This window comes from Desulfopila sp. IMCC35008, assembly GCF_010646885.2.
Classification (GTDB): Bacteria; Desulfobacterota; Desulfobulbia; order Desulfobulbales; family Desulfocapsaceae; genus Desulfopila.
On sequence record NZ_CP050700.1, the window covers coordinates 6075847 to 6094115 of the forward strand.

Below are 18269 nucleotides of genomic sequence, written 5' to 3' on the forward strand. Positions count from 1 at the left end.
TGGGTGAAGGAGCATTCGGAGCTTCTTGAGAATTTTGAGTTGAAGTATCAAATCCGCCGAGAAACCCTGGAGGTCAAAGTTCCGATATTGGTGATTATAATCATTATAAGGCTATTGACCCAAGAAATATTACAACATCGGGGTGTGCTGGTGTTCAATATGCAGCAATCAGGAAAAAAACAGGTTGTCTTGACTTTTAACTTTATGAAATTGTATTACTTATAATTGAAGAGAGAAGATTTGACTGTACCAATTCCCCCCCCTGGCAAGGATGAAAGGAGAAATAGATGGCTGAGAAACCCGAGAAAGCAACCCTGTTAACACCCGATGGCATTGATTCCGTTGACGAAGGAAAAAGTGAGAATGATGAAAACAAATCACTGGTCGTCTCCCAGGACCTGCTTCCGGAAAATTTGCTCATAATTCCTCTTCACGACAGGCCCATGTTTCCAAAGATGATGGGCCCGATCTTTGTCGATGATCCCAGGATCCAGGAGGCAATATATAAGCTTACCGAGGAGTCGACACCACTCTATCTCGGGCTGGTGTTGACCCAGCCGGCCGAAGACTCCATGCCAAAAAAACCACAAGATCCCGAGGAATTTTTTAATGTCGGTGTGGTGGTTCGAGTGGTCCAGGCAACCCCGCCTGGTAAGCCGGGCGAGCCGCTCCAGCTCATGGCCCAGGCCCTGGAGAGAATGGAGGTGTTGCATCTGTACAGGAAGGATACGGTCTTTTATGCCGATGTGAATTATCTCTATGAACAAAAAGTAGAGAACAGTGACGAATTAAAAGCGTATGCTGTGGCAATTATCGACGCTATCAAGGAGTTGGTCAATCTTAATCCGCTATTTAAGGAAGGGCTTTCTTTATTGATTGAGCGGATCAACTTGAGTGATCCGGGGGCACTTGCAGATTTCGCCGCCTCAATGACCACCTCGTCCGGGGTGGAAATTCAGGAGGTACTGGAGACTGAGAAGGTCCGAAAGCGTCTTGAAATGGTCTTGCTGCTCCTTAGGAAGGAGCTGGAGATTTCTAAGCTCAAGGCCAAGATTTCCAAGCGCATTGAAGAACAGCTCTCCAAGCAGCAACGGGAATTCTTTTTAAAACAGCAGCTTGAGGAGATCAAGAAAGAGCTTGGCCTTGCCAAGGATGACACCCAGGCGGAAATTGAAAAGTATGAAAGCCGCTTAAAGAAACTGGTTCTGTCAGATGAGGCGAGGGAGAAGGTCCGGGAGGAAATAGAGAAACTCAGGCTCCTGGGACCGTCATCCGCCGAGTTTAATGTGAGCCGGGCCTATCTTGACTGGCTTACTATCCTGCCATGGGGGGTGATGTCCAAGGATAATTATAATGTGACCAAGGCGGAGAAAATCCTCAATCATGATCACTACGGTCTTGAGGACGTTAAGAACAGAATTCTGGAGTTGATTTCCGTTGGTATCGTTAAAGGTGACCTGAGTGGCTCGATTATACTACTCACTGGTCCTCCTGGGGTGGGGAAGACCTCCATCGGCCAGTCTATCGCCAGAAGCCTTGGTCGGGAATTTTATCGATTCTCCCTGGGTGGAATGCGGGACGAGGCAGAGATAAAAGGGCATCGCCGGACCTATATCGGTGCTATGCCGGGAAAATTTATCCAGGCCATTAAAACCTGCAAGACTTCCAATCCGCTCATCATGCTTGATGAGATCGATAAGATCGGGGCCAGTTTCAGGGGCGATCCCGCTTCCGCCCTGCTGGAGGTTCTCGACCCTGAACAGAACAAGGATTTTCTTGATCATTACCTTGATGTGCGGTTCGATCTCTCAAAAGTGCTGTTTATATGTACCGCTAACCAGCTTGAAACAATACCTGGACCACTGCTCGATCGTATGGAAATGATTAAGTTGCCCGGTTATATACTCAAGGAAAAAGTGGAGATTGCCGCCAGGCACCTGGTACCGAAACAGCTCAGACAGCATGGTCTCACCTCCAGACAGGTGAAGATCTCCCGCCCTGTTCTTACCTCCATTGTTGACGGTTGGGCACGTGAGGCCGGTGTGCGCGGCCTGGAAAATTGTATCAAGAAAATTATCCGCAAATCGGTCAAGCATATTGTAAGCGATCCGGATGAGGTGGTGAAAATCACCAAGGGTGAGCTGACCGACCTGCTGGGTAAACGGGTTTTTACGGAAGGCCAGGCGTTTAAAAAACCTCGGATAGGTGTGATACGGGGCCTGGCTTACACCTCCATGGGTGGGACGACACTCCATATCGAATCTATCCCGGTTCCTGGGAATCCTGGTTTTAAGCAGACAGGGCAACTCGGAGCGGTAATGGTGGAATCTTCCGAAATTGCTTATAGTTACTTGCGCTCATTCCTTAGAGATGATGAGCAGGCGCGGGAGTTTTTTAAGAACAATTTCATTCATCTCCATGTTCCTGCGGGCGCAACACCCAAAGACGGTCCTTCGGCGGGTATTACCATGGCCTGCTCGCTCTACTCCCTTGCCAAGAATGTGCCGATTGTGGCTGATACTGCCATGACCGGAGAGCTTACGCTCAGTGGCCTCGTTATGCCCATAGGCGGGGTGAAGGAGAAAATTATCGCCGCCAAACGGTCAGATGTAAAGCAGGTCCTGTTGCCCGCTGAAAATGAGGGTGATTTTGATATGTTACCTGAGCACATCAAGGAAGGGATCAAGGCGCACTTTGTGGCATCTTTCGATGAGGTGTTGAAAATCTGTTTTCCGAAATAACAGCGTCTGATGATAAAACAATGGTTGGCCCGGATGCTTCATCCGGGCCAACCAGCTATTTTACAGGAAGTACACTGACTAACTGACAGGTATATCATAATAACCAGGACAGAGTCAGTTCTTCATAAAGTACCCGGGCTGAAGGGGCGCTATTCAGGTAGCAGATCGTAAAAATAGTTGAGGACATCAGTTCTGGTTACAATCCCGATAACCTTACCGTCCTGGACAACGGGCAGATGGCCGATGTCTGAGTCAAGCATCAATTTTGCCACCTGGGCCGGAATGGCATCGGGTGCAACGGTTGTCAGCTTTCGTGCCATATAGGCCTTGACCGGTCTTTCCCAGTGTTTTTCGTACTTCAGCTTCTTGAAATCCCAGAGGACCACGATCCCGAGCAGGTTCTCTTCTTCCATGACCAGTACACCGCGTATTTTCTTCTCGGCCATAATGGCGTGGACTTCACGCATGGGGGTGTCCGGTAACACACTGAAAACCGGAAAAGACATCAGGTCGGCGATGTGCACCCCTTCCCGTTGTTCCGATTCCAGCAGTTCCATTATTTGCTTCTTTATTTCTTCCGGGCTGGTTTGGTCACTTTTTAAGGTTGCCGATCCCGCACCCGCATGACCTCCTCCACCCAGCTGCCCCATGATGCGGCCGACGTTGATACTCTCCACGCCGCTCCGGGCAATAACGGTGGAGCGACCGTTCATGATGAAGATGACAAAGATTGCATCGACATTGATGATGGACCGGTACATGGAAACAATACCGGAGAATGTGGTCGTTTTCCCTTCTAGGGTCACGATGTTAAAACCGACCTGGTAATTGTTGACGGCAACCTTTTCGGTTCCCTTCATCATCTCGAACAGTACTTCTTTTTGTTTTTCTTCATATGGCGGGTTAAGGAAAAACGTGGCAACATTAAGGTCCGCCCCATGTTCCAGGAGAAAGGCAGCGGCGTAGGCATCTTCAGCTGTTGTGGATGGGTAGGTCAGATGTCCCGTATCTTCATAAAGTCCGATGAGCATAACCGTGGAAGTGAGGGGAGTAAGCTGGATACCCTGTTTCTTGAATTCCCTTACCAGTAATGTAACCGTTGCCCCGATATGTTCCTGGCAGTACCAGTCAGCCTGTATAGTCCCTGCGGACGGGTGGTGGTCCCATAAATGGATTTCCAGGTTTTCTTTTTCCTTGAGTTTGTCCATCCTGTCGAGTCGGTGCCAGGAGCCAGCGTCGACAACCACCAGCTTGTCCACTTTGTCATGTTCGACCTCGTTTGGCAGGATCAGTTCGAAGGCCGTTTTGTGGGTTGAGAGAAAGCGGCTTACATTTCGGCTCACCTGTTTGGGAACCACCCCTATACTGTCTGGATACAGTTGGGTGGCGGCGATGATGGAGGCCAATCCATCGAAGTCAGTTTGCTTGTGGCTGGTGATGATTGTGTGCATGGTTCCTATATAACCGGCAGGCCAGCTTTATGGGTATCCTTTTTTTAGTCGAGAGGGTAGATAGGTCTCTCTGTTTTCTCAAGGTAATAGGGCATCATCTGCGCTGCAAGCTGTTGCAGCGTCTCCTGACGGTTTGTTGGTGAGGGATGGGTGGAGAGGAACTGAGGAGGGCCGCCACCGCCTGCTTTCTCCATTTTCTGCCAGAGTGTTGCCGCAGCATGCGGGTTGTAGCCTGCCCGGGCAGCGAGTTCAATACCCATCAGGTCAGCTTCTGACTCTGAAGAACGACTGTTGGGCAGGTTGATGGCCAGTGCCGCAGCCAGGGCAGAGCCGGTCAGGGCCAGTCCTGCGTGGTCACTGTCACCGACTGCGATAGCCACGCCCAACATGCCGATCTGTGTTGCCATGGCCATGGACATCCGTTCAGCTGTGTGGTTGGCAAGTGCGTGGGAAATCTCATGTCCCATGACCTGGGCCAGTTCATCGTCTGTGGGTTGAACCTTCTCGAGCAGGCCGGTGTATACTGCCATTTTACCTCCCGCCATGCACCAGGCATTAACGGTTTCCGGATCATCAATGACTTTTACCGACCACTCCCAGTCCCGGCTCTGCGGGAAGAGAATGATTGCCTGGGTGATGATCCTGCCGGTAATGTCCCGCACCCTTTGTGAGGCTCTGTTGTCGTTATCGATTTTTCCTTCTTTTTGCAGGGGAAGGAGCGTCTGGGCATAGGCCTCGCGGGAGGCGGAAATGGCATGTTCAGGAGATATCAGCATCAATTGCGATCTGCCTGTCGGACTGGTGGCACAGGCGGTCAGCAGGAGCAGGATAGTTATAATGAGCCAGTTTTTCATAGACTTTGTGTATTTGTAGTGTGATTTTCCTTTCACCGCAGGAAATCCGGAAAATCTCTTAAGTGCTTCAATAATACTAATAATTAATCATTTTTGGTAGATAGTATACCATATTGGCTACATAAATTATACTTCAGAGGGGAGTATGTTTACTGGAAATTTACTTTAAGTCTACCCGCTTTATGTGTTAAAATTAATGTATTGCCGAAGCTTTATTCGCCCATTTGGTGATCGCCTGGAAGGTTGTCACCACTTTTTTTATTGGGCAGACAGTCCGTCTTGTGAGGTTGAAAAGCAGCTATGATCCGAAAGGTTCTCTTCGTTGATGATGATCAAATATTGCAGCTTGCGATCGAAAAGCGACTCAGTGCGTATCGTGACCAGTTTTCCATTGTCCTGGCCAACGACGGTTTTGATGCACTGAAGAAACTGGCGGAGACGCCTGTTTCGGTCATCTGTATGGACCTCATGATGCCGCGTATGGACGGTATGGGACTGCATAGTAATGTTCGGGAGCGATACCCCGATATTCCCATTATTATCATCTCCGGGATGAAAGAGGAAAATGCCAGGCACCTGACGGAAGCTGAAGGGGTCGTCGGCTATTTCAAGAAACCGTTTGATGCAGATGAGCTCGGAAAAAAGATTATCAGCATTCTGCAGGAAGAGGCCAAGTCAGGAATTATGCACAATGTTTCTCCTACCATGTTCATGCAGCTTATGGAGATGGAAGGAAAAACCTGTACCATAAGAATGATAGATAATACTTCCGGCGAGGGAGGTATCCTTTACCTTCTTGACGGTCAGCTGCTTGATGCACGTGTCGGTGACAAAAAGGCAATGGATGCGGCCTATCATGTTTTCTCCTGGGATGAGGTTACTGTATTTTTCCGTAACGAATGCGAGGTGCAGGAAAACAGGATCAACAGTGAGTTGCAATCCATCATCATGGGTGCCCTGGCTGCAAAAGATGAGTTGGATGACTCTCTTTTCGGAGACGAGGAGGGGAGTCCCGTTGCCGGATCAATAGCCGGGGTAGATGGTGAAGATCTGGGGTTGCCTATGGAGCTGCTGGATGATGCGCCGAAAGACCTGGATCAGGCACTCACCGGTAAGAACCTGGCCGAAGATGATCCGATGGCCGACCTGAGGGCATTTATCCGTGATGAGCTTGGCGGTGAGGGCGAAATAGAGGCGGTCTATAAGGATGAAAAGCTTGATCCTGCCGCTGAAAAAATAAACAAGGTTGGCGAACTTTCCAACCTTGGCACGTTTAAGGCAGGATATGTGGAGAATGAAAGAGGTGCCGGGAAGTTGATTATTCCTGAGAGTCCTTCAACAGTTCTGGATGTCGGGCCGGAGTTTCCTGTCAATAAGACCTTAAAGGCAATACAAAAACGCAAATAGAATTCTCGGCTACACGGATTTGCTATTGGCATTTAAGGCTTGTTGCATCTCAGAACCGGTCAGTTTGGTAGTAAACATAAGGTGCAGTGAGTATTCGTTTCCAATCAGGTCTTGATCCCGTACAGCTCGTACCACACCGGCTCGAATCAAAAGTCCGGTCGCGATGCCCGCATTGATACTGACCCGCAGTTTTCTGCCGAAAAGGTTGACTGCGTTTTTTTTCTGCGACGAGTGGATGGAAAAGGCAACGCCTCCCCTGGATATATCGAGAAGGTGACCTTTAGCGACAATACCCGTTTCGTTTCCTGCTTTGTCAAGTACGGCGAATGAGAGCCTTCCAGACAATTTTTTTCTCTCTAGCTGGCGACGGTTGCGTCGAATCTTTTGTACCAGCGCACTTGTGGATTCAAAATTATTGCAGAAATGAGAGAGTTTTGATTCAAGTGACGGGTGAGCTTCCCTGAGATTGTCTAATGTGTTACGCGACAATTGAAAAACTTCAGTACCAAGGCTCTTGGCGTTGATGGTCCAGACGGAAGCTTCGAAAAATGTCCCTGCGCCGATAATCTCTCCTGCTTCCTTAATCTTTAGGGGGAGTGAAGAATTTTGCTGCATGGCCTGGATCTGTACACTGCCGCTATTGATGAAAAAGAGGGCGGCCATAAATGTACCCTGCTTTGCCAGCATCTCTCCTGCCGGGTAAGTTTTGAGAGTCATGGCGTGATATAGGGCCGAAAACTCTTCCTCGGTAAGATGTTCGGTAAGAACCTTCCAGACTTCGAGATGGTCCTTGTTGATACTGGCTATTTTCTCTTCCTGAATTATTTCAGCAGCCCGTACGATCTGTATGAGGGCCATGGAATCTATCGTCATAAGCCAGTTGCGCAAACTGTCAGCAGTCGTGAAATCTTTTTGAGCGGCGCTCTCTTCAATGAGCTGCATGATGAGCGCTATTGCCTGATCTTTCTTGCCCTCATCTACCAGCGCAATAATCTTTGGCACCTCGGGAATATCGATTTTTGGCGCAGCTGTTGGCTCTTTCCTTTTAGTTGATTGAGGTGTCGGAGGTGCTTCCGGATTAGTCAAGGGAGGTGTGACAGAAGCTGGCTGAGGAGTAGCTGGTCGCGGACGTGGAGGAGGCGTGGTGGGTGGTCTGGGCGCTGCTTTCTGCAACTGACGGATTGAGATTCGTACCGCCTCGCGGATCTCCACATTGAAAGGGGCACCGGGAATCGATTCATGATCGTTCAGAAATGTTTTGAGAGGCCTAATTGCCTGATAAGCTTGACAGTGGCCAAGTGCCTGGCAGATGTAGAGCTGCAATTTCGCCCGCACTTCCGGGTTAAAATTCCGCTCTTGCTGCAGCAGGTTTATGAGGGTGGCAGCAACCTCGGCGTCTGCAAACGGAACCAACTCCTTAATAAGGTTCGGCTTGAGCTGATCGTTGCAGTCAGTCAGCATTTTCAGCAGGATCTTCTTGCGCAGGCTGGGTTCTCTCAGCTTGTGCAGGGTGCTGTCGCAAGCTGCTCTGATTTTAGGCAGGTTCCGGTCATGATTCATGCCAATAATTACATAACCGAGCTCAGTGTTTCTCAGGTAATATCTGCCGCTTGTGAAAATAAGTTCCAGTGTTTTCGGTCTGCAGAGCTCGTTAAGGATTTCATGCCAGAGGAGGACTTGTATGTTGTTTGACTGGGTGCCTGCCGGGTCAGACAGATAGAGTGGGGTCCCCCGGTCGGAGAGAAGAATCACATCTTGTATGGAGTCGAGTTGTGATATCTTGCTCAAAAAGGTGTTCATAGATGTTCAATAAATAGACAGAAACACTGTTTCGCGCCGGTTGCCAGACTCTAGATGGAAGGTATCCGTGGCCGGTCAGGTTCGGGGCAATTCAGCCGGATGGGTCCTGATGACGAGTTTCGTCCATCATGTTGCAATTCTGTTGAGGCTCCATGTTCTTCTGTTCGGTTTCTCCAGCAACGCGTCGCGTGTCATAATATACTGATATGAATGGCTATGCAAGGTATAGCGGCTTTGTTTCCCGCTGCGTGCCGTCCTTGCATACTGCTCATGTTTTCCTGAAAAGAGGGAATATACGCCCGCTTGGAGAAAAAGCAATAGCAATTATCAGCTGGGTTCCAGGTCAGGCTTTTATCAACTCCTCCTCTATCATACGATCGATCAGGTCGAGGACGAACTGGCGCTGGGTTGAAGAAGCATAGGCAATACAGGTGCAATGCAGGTTTGACTGGCTCCGAACAAGCAGCTCGAAGCGGACCAGTGTTTGTTCAACTTCAACAGCCATATAGAATGGGCCATGGTTATCGTGCCCCTGCTGTGCCTCAGAGAAGAGGTCCGCCGGTAAGACGATCCAGTAGAGTCCGATCATGGGGCCTGGCTGCAAGGTACGTTTTAAGTAGGAGTCTATATTGTCGCGCTCCATAGGGGAGAGCTCGTCTATAACAATTTGTCTCATAGTGTAATGTTTTTATTTGTAGTTTCTTGATGTAGTGGCAGTATTAGATATCGAGCCAGGTTGTGTCCCTGTTGAGGTTGTCGCAGCCTTTCCTGGTGACGACGACCATATCTTCGAGCCGGACACCACCCCAGCCTGGTATATAGATTCCCGGTTCAATAGTGACGATCATCCCTTCTTTAAGTTTTGCAGTACCTCTGGGAGATAGCGAGGGGGCTTCGTGGACAGCAAGGCCGACTCCATGACCAAGGCTGTGCCTGAAATACTTGCCGTATCCCGCTTCTGTGATAACCTCCCGTGCAGCTTTGTCAACCTCCTGCCCCGTTACACCGGCCCGAACGGCTTTCAGCCCGGCTAGTTGGGCGCGCCGTACGATTCGGTGAATCTTTTTATACTCTTTGTCAGCTTTTCCAACGGCAAAGGTCCTTGTCATATCAGAGCAATAGCCGTCAAGCACCAAACCCATGTCAATGGTTAACGATCTGTTTTTAAGGATAGGCGAGGGCGTAGGTACAGCGTGGGGCAGGGCCCCGTTATCCCCTGATGCGACAATGGAATCGAAACTGGCTCTTTCGGCACCTCGTTTTCGCATTTCCTGTTCAAGTGCCAGGGCGATCTCGATTTCACTTTTCCCGGGTTGGATAGCTGGAAATATGGCCTTGAAAACCTTTTCATTAAGGCGCACGGATTTCCGGATAATTTCAATTTCTCTAGGCTCTTTGATCGAGCGCATCTTTTCGACAATACCAGTCAATGGGGCGAGCTTGATATTGAGTTTTGAAAACATTTTCTCCAGCGATTGGACCGTAGAGTGCAACATGTATTGGGATTCAAATCCCATGACGTCAATACCCTGTTTGGGCAGGAATTTTTTAAGAAACTGCGATAAGCCTCTTTGGTAGATTTTCACATCGAGATGGCTGACTTCCTGCTCTGCCTGGAGGGCATAACGAAAATCGGTCAGCAGGAATCCCTTGCCGGAGGCGGGAAGAAACAGTACGCCGGAACTCTCACTGATGTCGTGGTCAAAGGCGGTAAATCCACTCAGATAACGCCTGTTCTGCGGTTGGCTGATCAGGATGCCGTCTATTTTCTTGCGGCGCAGTGTCTTCTGGAGACGCTTTATCCGTTTGCTGTAGTTCATTTTTTAGTTCAGTCCCAACTGCTGGAGGATGACCTCTTTGCGCTGATCCAATGCCTGGGTATACTGTCCGTTAAGGTCCTGCTCCACTTTTCCCATCTCCTCATGATATTGTGGGTGCATGGATGCGGTCAGTCTTTCAGGATCCACACCTTTGGCCATGGCCTGCTGCTGAAGCTGGCCTTTGAGAGCTTCTTCTACCTGTTCGACAACCTGTTCCTTGTGCTGCCCGTACTGCTGGAGAATTTGCTGGAGTTCAGAACAGACAGTGTTGAGGGCGCCGGCGCCGGCAGCCTGGATCAGTTCTGTTATGCCTTTAAGGGCGACTCCGTTTCGTTCTTCCAGTATTTCATCTCGGGGAAGAACAACATTTCTGAGCAGGATACCAACAGCGCCCTTGTTAATCGCCAGCTGGTCTTCCGGTTTCTGCTTGCTGAGTTCGGCTACAAGGTCCTGCAGTTTCCCGTCAAGATAGTCGGCCGCTATGCGCATGCCGGTTTTTACCTGCTCTTCATTGTTGTCAACCGGTGCTGCGTTGGCTGCCATTTTGGCCGCCCGTTCCATTACCAGTTCCATTGTTGATTTTATCTCTGCCATTTTGGCTCCTGCTTCTATGTAAAGGTTTGAACTAATGTCTCGTAAAGGTGTATCTTGAAAATTGCTTAAATATGTACAACAGAGATTAATGCAGCGCAAAGAAAAAGCGTTACCGGCGTTGACGTACCAGCCGTGCCCCAAAGAATCCGTCAATGGTGCTGTCAGGATGCGGGGAAAAACAGTTATCTGCGATAAGTTCTTGACACTTCTCAGGTAAAAAGGGTCTGCAGTCAGTCAGATTGTACTCTTCATTTTCTTTGAGGAAGGCGGTGACTACATCCATGTTTTCTTCCTGCTCCAGTGAGCAGGTGGCATATACCAGAATTCCATTTTCGGCTACAAGTTGGGCCGCATGGTTTAAAATTTCGAGTTGTATGCGTTGATAGCTAATAAAATCCTCGGGTTTCCTGTTCCAGCGGATGTCGGGATGTCTGCCGGTGACACCGGTTCCGGAGCAGGGGGCATCAATAAATACACCGGAAAAGAGTATCCGGGAGGTTCTGCTGTAATCCTGTAGAGTCTTTTTGTGCAGGACCGGGCGATTGTCGTCAGATAACCTGGTGATGTTGTCTTCAAAAAGACGCTGGCGGCGCGGTTCCGGTTCAACGGCGATAACGCGTGCAGAATACGGTTGCGTGAGTTGAAGGATATGGCTCGTTTTACCACCCAGGCCAGCACATCCGTCAAGGTATACCCCATTTTCACGGAATGGTGACAGGAGGAGTGCAGCGAGCTGGGCGGCTTCGTCCTGGGGTTGAAAATATCCTTCTTTGTATCCGGGGAGCTTGTTGATCGAGCCCTGATAGCATGGCAGCACGATACTGTCGGGAGCATAATGTCCAATCGCGGCATCAAGCCCGTCCTGCAGGAAAAGATCGAGCAAATTCTCCCTGGATATACGGCTGGTGTTGGCGCGCAGGGTAAGAAGCGGCTCCTCGTTGTTGGCCCTGCAGATACGTTCCATCTCCTGTTGGCCAAACCTGGCACTCCAGCGCCGGGTCATCCATTCGGGATGATTCAGCAGAGACGCGGTCGATTCATCTTCCGGAGACGGTAAGGTTCCTTTTTGTTTTTGGCGGATCGATTCACGGAGGATACCATTTACAAATCCATGTAATCTCTTTGGGAGTCGCGCCGCTTTCATGGCGTTAACGGTCTCATTGACCGCGGCGGATTCAGGAATGCGATCAAGGAAGAAAATTTGATACAGACCAACCCGGAGACCATTGAGGACAAACACATCCAACTTTTTAAGCGGATGACGGCTGAGCTGACCGATCAGACTGTCAAGGTACTGGCGTTTACGCAGCACACCATATACCAGATTCATTGTCAGCGCCCTGTCTGCGGAAGACAGGGCGCTTTCACTACTCACTGATTCGAGGAGAGGTTTGACCGGGTAGGCGGTTTTCTGCAGCCGGCAGAGGGTTTCAATGGCCGCATACCTGCCTGTCTGTGTTGAGGTGTTTTTCACAAATTCACATAGAATGGTATTGAAGGATTTTGGTTGATATCTAACACTACACCTTTACCACAGAAACCGGGAAATAGTTGTGACTAATTTTCAGACCTTTTTGTTGGCAACAGCTTACAAATATGGAATGAATGGATTACGATGAGTATCGGTACTGTCTACTCCGCCATTGTTCGTTGGGTTTACCTGCGGCAAGACGGTCAAATCCGGAGAGGAAGATGAAGAAAATCAGCTGGTTTGTTGCTGCGGTTGCTTTGTTTTGTATAAGTGGTGTTGCTTTTGGGGCGACCCGGGATGAAGTTCAGAAGAGAGGGTATCTGCAGTGCGGTGTCTCAACCGGTTTGCCCGGTTTCTCCAGTCCTGATAACAAGGGGAACTGGACCGGCCTTGACACCGATATCTGCCGAGCCGTGGCCGCTGCCGTTCTTGGTGATGCGAAAAAGGTGAAATTTATTCCACTCACTGCTATGGAGCGTTTTACACCGCTGCTGGCAGGAGAAGTGGACATGCTCTCCCGAAATACCTCCTGGACCTTCACCCGGGATTCTTCGTTGGGACTAAACTTTGCCGGGGTGAGTTACTATGACGGGCAGGGGTTTATGGTATTGAGAAAACGAGGGATAACAAACATCACCGATCTCGCTGGTGCTACCATTTGTGTACAGTCCGGCACGACCAAGGAGCATGACCTGGCGGATTATTTCAGACAGAACAAGATGGAGTATCGTCCCCTCCTCTTTGATACTCCGGATCAGGCAATCAAGGGTTTCGAGACCGGCAGGTGTGATGCGATAACCAGCGGTCGCTCCCAACTCTACGGCCTGGCCGCTAAACTTGCTGTGCCGACGGAGGCAGACGTATTGCCGGAAGTTATTGCCAATGAACCTCTCGGACCTGTTGTTCGGCAGGGCGATGATGCCTGGTTTAATATCGTGAAGTGGTCGCTCTTTGCCATGATCAATGGAGAGGAGCTGGGGGTGAGTTCCGCCAACATTGAGTCTATGAGAGGCACAGATAGTGAGGCGATAAAAAGGTTGCTTGGCGTGGTTGGAATCAAAGGCCAGGGCTTAGGGCTTGCCGATGACTGGGCATACCGGATAATAAAGCAGGTTGGCAACTATGGTGAAGTTTTTGAGCGGAACCTGGGTGAGGACTCCCCGCTGAAAATTGATCGTGGACTTAACAGGCTCTGGTCAAAAGGCGGGATTGTCTATGCCCCGCCAATCCGCTGACGATACTTCAAGGGCCTTTACACCCGCCGAAAGCAGCGAAACAGGAATTTTTATGCAGGATTTCCACCTGGGTGAAGCCGACCTTGCGCAATAAATCCAACTGGTAGGTGACCGGCCGTGGTGAATCCTCTTTCTCAATATAGTCAAAGACCGTATCCCGATACTCCTCGCCGCCGATGGAGCAGAGGTAGTGGCCGTATCGATCCCACATCATGTCGTGGACCGATTCGATCTCGTGGAATACCAGGTCGGTGATCCAGACACTTCCGCCGGGTGCGGTAAGGTTATATATCTTCTGAAATGTTGATTCCCAATCCCGGTCATCCCGCAGATGGTGCAGGACCGCAGCGGCCAGAATGACATCGTATCGCCCGTTTTCGAGATCGATTGTCCTGAAATCACCCTGGAATATCCGAACCGGCTCCGTGGTTACCCCGGATACGCGTCTTTGGGCTGTTTCCAGCATTGGCAGGCTCAGGTCTATGAGGTCGCAGGCGACAGGAGGTGCGTAACCTGCAAGTTTGACACTGTTGTTCCCTGCCCCGCAGCCGATATCCAATACCGTACGAATCCGAGGAGTGGCCCTGCAGGCGGCCTGAGTGATGAGTTCCATGGCCAGAGGCGCATCGATTGTTGCCGTTTGCCCGGTTTCAAGGTTTGAGAACCGTTCGACATCCCTGTCAAAACGTTCTCGTATTTCATCAGTCGTTGATTTTTGGTTGATTGGTATTGTCATTATGAATTCCTTTCGATGAGAAATTTGGGCTAAAGATACCCTGAATATCCAATTTTTTCCCTGATCATTTTGCTAAATGGATAAGCCTGAATTATAGTGTTTGCTATCATTTCGAGAATCAAATTCACCTATAACCGCTAGTTACTGATATGGAGACAGTCATGAAACATACTCTTCCAATCTTGAGTAGAAATATTTTCAAAATCGTTGTCGTGCTGACTTTTGTCACCTTAATGACAACTGTCATACAGGCACAGGCCCCCCCGGTCGTCGAACCTGAGCAGGAATCGAAGTGGAAGAAGGCGGGACAGGAGATAAAAGAGGCGGCAGGAGCAGTAGGAGAAGCGTCAAAGGATTCTTTTGACAAGGCCAGGGAAGAAAGTTCTGAGTTGTGGGATAAGGCCAGGGAAGAGAGTGAAGAAGCCTGGGACAAAACCAAAGAAGGCAGTGGAGAGGTCTGGGACAAAACAAAAGAGGGCAGTAAAAAGATCTGGGACAAAACAAAGGAGACCACGGCTGAAGGATATGACGCTGCAAAAGAGAAAGTGCATGAGATGACCACGCCCGAACCGGTAGATGTTCCGAAGGAACCACTGACACCGCCAGCACCGGCAGAATAGATATCCGCATTAATGCAGTAGAGAGGTTTCCTTGAATTCATCCCTTCAACTTCCTGTATCTCCGTTCACCATTCTGATAGTGGGGACCGATGCTTCCGGAAAGGATCACGTTGCCAATGTTGTCACAGGAATGATTGACAGTATGGGTGGAACTGTGGAAAAGCGAAAAAGATACCTGAGTGGCCGCAGGACCTCAGAGGAATCAAGCACAGAAAAACGCGTAAGTGAGCTGTTTCTGGAAAAGAGTTTCCTGACATTATACCCCTTGTTCAGCTTTCTGATGCCCTGGTGTATGAATGTTTTGCTGAAAAAGGATCTTGCCCGGTTTAATAGTCCCGGTCAGAACTGTGTTGTTATTGGGCATAACTGTCTTCGGGGCCTCGCTTTTTATTGGGGGCACCGGTATACCACAACAACGCAGATTACAATGTCTCCGGCCCTCAAATCAACCCTGGCCCGGCTGAACTCCCTGCACGGTCTGCATACTATAGTCCTGGATGTAGACGATGGGCTGCGCAGGGAACGGATCGCAAAAAGGGAACTTCTGGGAGAGGCGGATTATTTCGACAGGTATATGGCAGAAAATGGAAAACTCTCAGAGCGCATCGAGAGTTTTTTGGTCTGGTTGACTGTCAACTATCTTGGTGCAACCCTGATTGAAAATAACAATCTTTCGGATAGGGAGTTGCGTACGGCAGTCATGGCCGGGATCGCGGGTTCCCCAACCGCTATTTGAGTTGTTGTAACAGCTCCCTCGCCTGCTGGTGATCAGGCACCATCTCAAGGATCATTTTTGCCACACTCCTGGCTTTGTCAACCATCCTGAAATTTAAGTAAAGGTTGACGAGCGTCATGAAATACTCCTGGTTTTCCGGCTCCTGAGTCAGCGCCTGCAGCAGTGCCTGTTCTCCCTCTTCCCATTTCTGCAGCTTGAGAAGTGCCAGGGCCTGGTTATAACGGGGCCGTGTATATCCCGGCATACCGTCAGCAGCCTTGCCCAGGTATGTGCTTGCGTCCTGATAGTTTCCCATTTCGGCCAGGAGCAATCCCAGGGAATATGAAATTTCATGGAGATTGGGGTGTTCATTCACAACCTGGCGGAGAAGTTTTGCGGCCTCGGTGTTTTCTCCTTTCTGGTTCAACTGCATGGCCAGGTTCACCTTGGCCTGGTAGAACTGGCTGTCGATCCTCATAGCCTGTCTGTAATAAGAAATGGCCGAATCGGTTTTCCCCAATGCGGCTTCCAGGTTACCGAGGTTAAATCTTTGCGGGGCAAAATCGCTGTTATATTCCATTGCTGTACGGTACTCGGCAAGAACCTTTTGGAAGGTCACACGATTTTCCGGTCGCAGTTTGCCCGGTGGCACAGCGGCAAGTGCCGAGGCTGCCTCGATACGGACCCCTTTTACCTTGTCGTAGAGTTTGGGCTCGAGTAGCTGGGTCCTTGTTTCGGGAGCAAGATGGTTGAGATTGCGGATGGCTGTGTGACGGATCAGGTCGTTTTCATCTTCAAGGGCCCGGGTGAAGATCGGCTCGGTAGCTTCGTGGGGATGGCGGCTCAGCAGGGCCAGGGCTGTTGCCCGGACAATCGGAGGGTAAAGAGTGTCTTCTGCCAGCCGGATCAGCTTCTCCATGCTTTCCGGTGCTGCCGTTCTGCCAGCGGCAAGGATTTCGCCATAATGGGGCTTTCTGGCTGTGCCATACCACTTGGTGTAGTTTTCGTTGACCCAGTCAAGTCCCTTGTCGCCATGACAGTCGGTGGTCGAACAGCTGTTTGGGACCCGCAGCGCCAGACTGAGATCCGGGCGCGGAATTCTGATGGAGTGGTCCGGCCGGTAATCAATCCCCATATAGGTGGTTCCGGGCATGTGGCATTTAACGCAAAGATGGCCATCGCTTGGTTTACCTTCATGCACCCTCTTGTGGAAGTGGTGGGTGGGGGTGTCATAACTCTCTGCCTGATGGCATTGCAGACAAAGGTCGTTTTCTTCCTTGTGTAGTTTCAGGCTGTGTACGTCGTGGCAGTCGTTGCAGCGTACATCGTGCATATACATCTTAGACTGGGTGAAGGAACCGTAGACATACACTTCTTCCAGGATCTGGCCATCAGCATAATAGAGTCCCTCCTCAAGTAAGGCCGGGACGAGTTTATCCAGCAGTTTTCCCTCATTGTGTACGTTATCCCCGAGCTGGTACCTCCTTGAGTGGCAGGGAGCGCAGATGGCTATTTGTCTGTTATTCTGGTTTGGGCCGGTGTCCACGGTCAAACCGGAGTTTGGTACGGAGGGCCGGGCCATCTCGGGCAGTTCGGCCCACCTGGCATGGGCTGAACCCGGTCCGTGACAGGCTTCACAACCAACGTCTATCTCGAACCAGCTGGTGGTGTAGGAATTATCAGCCATGTTGAATTGCTTTTGCAGCCGGGTCGAATGACATTCCGCACACATGCCGTTCCAGGTTTGTCCCCCTTTGGTCCAGTGCAGCCAGTCATTGGTGTCCCGGGTCTGATATGGAGGCAGCCTGTACCACTTGTCGTTGCGTGCATCCCAGGCGATGTTAAGACATTGCAGCTTGCCGCCGGGGAAGGGGATCAGATACTGCTGCAGGGGGTAGACTCCGAAGGTGTGAGTAATAATAAATTCCTGCAAGTTACCTTCCGGTCCTTCTGTTTCGACATGGAATTTTCCGTCCTGCTTAAAAAAACGGCTGGTGACCGAGTTGTGCGGATCGGTGAATGTTGCGTTATCAAAATCTCCCAGTACCGTTTTTTCTGTGGCTACGTCCATGGCCAGATCGTGATGTGATTCCTGCCACTTGTCAAAGAGGGTCTTGTGGCATGAGTTGCACTTGTTGCTGCCGATAAAATCGGCTGCAGGCTGTTCTGGAATGCGGACGGTGTATCCCGGTCTTTGCAGGTAGATGAATGGGGCGGTCAGAATAAGAAGAGCGGCTCCAAGGGCAGCAATCTGCCAACGGTTGCTGTGTTTTTCCGGTGAAGGTGGCGAGGTATCCATATCAGCTGTGTTGTGTCTGGGAAGCGTCGAAGCTATCCCTGCGTCTGGCCTGCGATATATCCACCCTGATGAGGCCATTTTCAATTTTCACCGGGAAGTAGTCCAGCGGACGGATGGCAGGCGGGGTCAGCACAACACCGTGTTCGTCGAAGGTGGAACCATGACAGGGGCAAATAAACTTTTTCTGCTCTTCGTGCCATGGTACGGAACAGCCGAGATGGGTGCAGGTTCTTGAAAGGGCCAGGAAGCTTCCGTCCTCAAGGCATACGAGGTAAAACTTTCCTTCGGGTACTGCCTTTACATCTCCCGGTTTATATTGGTCAAGCATTCCTGCATTGATGATAATAGACCCCTCTTCTTTTGTTTTTCTATTCCTGCTTCGTCTGTGGAAGAGAGAGCCGACAACCCAGGATAGCTCAAGTATTCCAATAGCAGCCACACATTTCCAGAGCCAGCTGAAAAGGAGGTGCCGCCGGGGGATTTCTGTAGTTGTGGGTGTAGGGGTATTTTCTTTCATGCAAACATT

15 protein-coding genes are annotated in these 18269 nt (G+C 50.2%); 5 read left to right on the plus strand and 10 right to left on the minus strand.

Translation table 11 applies throughout. From position 1 onward, the window contains the following. Positions 1–287 precede the first annotated feature (287 nt). Entirely contained in the window at positions 288–2741 is a 2454-nt protein-coding gene (lon, locus tag GA520_RS26025) for an endopeptidase La (RefSeq protein ID WP_163336316.1), read from the plus strand. Positions 2742–2890: 149 nt separating this feature from the next. Here the strand turns inward: lon and GA520_RS26030 are convergent, their stop codons facing one another. Both GA520_RS26030 and GA520_RS26035 read right to left on the minus strand, forming a co-directional pair. Continuing rightward, complete coding sequence (locus GA520_RS26030) at positions 2891–4192, minus strand: CBS domain-containing protein (RefSeq protein WP_163336317.1); 1302 nt, start codon at positions 4190–4192, stop codon at positions 2891–2893. Between the two features lie 44 nt (positions 4193–4236). Next, positions 4237–5082: a M48 family metallopeptidase gene (locus GA520_RS26035; RefSeq protein ID WP_240910049.1), complete on the minus strand. Its 846-nt coding sequence runs from the start codon at positions 5080–5082 to the stop codon at positions 4237–4239. 264 nt (positions 5083–5346) lie between these two features. On the opposite strand from GA520_RS26035, the gene GA520_RS26040 reads away from it, so the two are divergent. After that, complete coding sequence (locus GA520_RS26040) at positions 5347–6453, plus strand: response regulator (protein ID WP_163336318.1); 1107 nt, start codon at positions 5347–5349, stop codon at positions 6451–6453. A 9-nt stretch (positions 6454–6462) separates the two neighbouring features. On the opposite strand, the gene GA520_RS26045 is transcribed toward GA520_RS26040, so the two are convergent. The 5 genes from GA520_RS26045 to rsmB all read right to left on the minus strand — a co-directional run bounded on the left by GA520_RS26045 (position 6463) and on the right by rsmB (position 12141). Beyond that, positions 6463–8241 (minus strand): cyclic nucleotide-binding domain-containing protein, encoded by a 1779-nt coding sequence (locus tag GA520_RS26045; protein ID WP_163336319.1) that lies wholly within the window; start codon positions 8239–8241, stop codon positions 6463–6465. 355 nt (positions 8242–8596) lie between these two features. Next, positions 8597–8929 carry a hypothetical protein gene (locus GA520_RS26050; protein WP_163336320.1) on the minus strand — a complete coding sequence of 111 codons (333 nt, stop codon included), beginning with the start codon at positions 8927–8929 and terminating at the stop codon, positions 8597–8599. A 43-nt stretch (positions 8930–8972) separates the two neighbouring features. Further along, positions 8973–10073, minus strand: a complete 1101-nt coding sequence (locus tag GA520_RS26055; RefSeq protein WP_163336321.1) for a Xaa-Pro peptidase family protein — start codon at positions 10071–10073, stop codon at positions 8973–8975. Positions 10074–10076: 3 nt separating this feature from the next. Then, positions 10077–10667, minus strand: a complete 591-nt coding sequence (locus tag GA520_RS26060) for a hypothetical protein (RefSeq protein ID WP_163336322.1) — start codon at positions 10665–10667, stop codon at positions 10077–10079. A 109-nt stretch (positions 10668–10776) separates the two neighbouring features. After that, positions 10777–12141: a 16S rRNA (cytosine(967)-C(5))-methyltransferase RsmB gene (gene rsmB, locus GA520_RS26065; protein WP_163336323.1), complete on the minus strand. Its 1365-nt coding sequence runs from the start codon at positions 12139–12141 to the stop codon at positions 10777–10779. A 218-nt stretch (positions 12142–12359) separates the two neighbouring features. Between rsmB and GA520_RS26070 the strand changes: the two genes are divergently transcribed. Continuing rightward, positions 12360–13373, plus strand: coding sequence for an amino acid ABC transporter substrate-binding protein (locus GA520_RS26070; protein WP_163336324.1), 1014 nt, complete (start codon positions 12360–12362; stop codon positions 13371–13373). A 7-nt stretch (positions 13374–13380) separates the two neighbouring features. Here GA520_RS26070 and GA520_RS26075 read toward each other — a convergent pair whose 3' ends face one another. Further along, positions 13381–14109 (minus strand): trans-aconitate 2-methyltransferase, encoded by a 729-nt coding sequence (locus GA520_RS26075; protein WP_163336325.1) that lies wholly within the window; start codon positions 14107–14109, stop codon positions 13381–13383. A gap of 161 nt (positions 14110–14270) precedes the next feature. On the opposite strand from GA520_RS26075, the gene GA520_RS26080 reads away from it, so the two are divergent. Next, positions 14271–14729 carry a hypothetical protein gene (locus GA520_RS26080; RefSeq protein ID WP_163336326.1) on the plus strand — a complete coding sequence of 153 codons (459 nt, stop codon included), beginning with the start codon at positions 14271–14273 and terminating at the stop codon, positions 14727–14729. A 31-nt stretch (positions 14730–14760) separates the two neighbouring features. After that, on the plus strand, positions 14761–15465 hold the full coding sequence (locus tag GA520_RS26085; protein WP_163336327.1) for a hypothetical protein: 705 nt from the start codon (positions 14761–14763) through the stop codon (positions 15463–15465). On the opposite strand, the gene GA520_RS26090 is transcribed toward GA520_RS26085, so the two are convergent. Continuing rightward, complete coding sequence (locus tag GA520_RS26090; protein ID WP_163336328.1) at positions 15458–17743, minus strand: tetratricopeptide repeat protein; 2286 nt, start codon at positions 17741–17743, stop codon at positions 15458–15460. The two genes, GA520_RS26085 and GA520_RS26090, sit on opposite strands and share 8 nt — an antisense overlap. 1 nt (position 17744) lies before the next feature. Continuing rightward, on the minus strand, positions 17745–18260 hold the full coding sequence (locus tag GA520_RS26095) for a ubiquinol-cytochrome c reductase iron-sulfur subunit (protein WP_163336329.1): 516 nt from the start codon (positions 18258–18260) through the stop codon (positions 17745–17747). Positions 18261–18269 lie beyond the last annotated feature (9 nt).

Coding starts and splice junctions, on each gene's coding strand:
- lon (WP_163336316.1), top strand. CDS start 288: ATGGCTGAGAAACCCGAGAAAGCAACCCTGTTAACACCCGATGGCATT.
- GA520_RS26030 (WP_163336317.1), bottom strand. CDS start 4,192: ATGCACACAATCATCACCAGCCACAAGCAAACTGACTTCGATGGATTG.
- GA520_RS26040 (WP_163336318.1), top strand. CDS start 5,347: ATGATCCGAAAGGTTCTCTTCGTTGATGATGATCAAATATTGCAGCTT.
- GA520_RS26050 (WP_163336320.1), bottom strand. CDS start 8,929: ATGAGACAAATTGTTATAGACGAGCTCTCCCCTATGGAGCGCGACAAT.
- GA520_RS26055 (WP_163336321.1), bottom strand. CDS start 10,073: ATGAACTACAGCAAACGGATAAAGCGTCTCCAGAAGACACTGCGCCGC.
- GA520_RS26060 (WP_163336322.1), bottom strand. CDS start 10,667: ATGGCAGAGATAAAATCAACAATGGAACTGGTAATGGAACGGGCGGCC.
- GA520_RS26070 (WP_163336324.1), top strand. CDS start 12,360: ATGAAGAAAATCAGCTGGTTTGTTGCTGCGGTTGCTTTGTTTTGTATA.
- GA520_RS26075 (WP_163336325.1), bottom strand. CDS start 14,109: ATGACAATACCAATCAACCAAAAATCAACGACTGATGAAATACGAGAA.
- GA520_RS26080 (WP_163336326.1), top strand. CDS start 14,271: ATGAAACATACTCTTCCAATCTTGAGTAGAAATATTTTCAAAATCGTT.
- GA520_RS26090 (WP_163336328.1), bottom strand. CDS start 17,743: ATGGATACCTCGCCACCTTCACCGGAAAAACACAGCAACCGTTGGCAG.
- GA520_RS26095 (WP_163336329.1), bottom strand. CDS start 18,260: ATGAAAGAAAATACCCCTACACCCACAACTACAGAAATCCCCCGGCGG.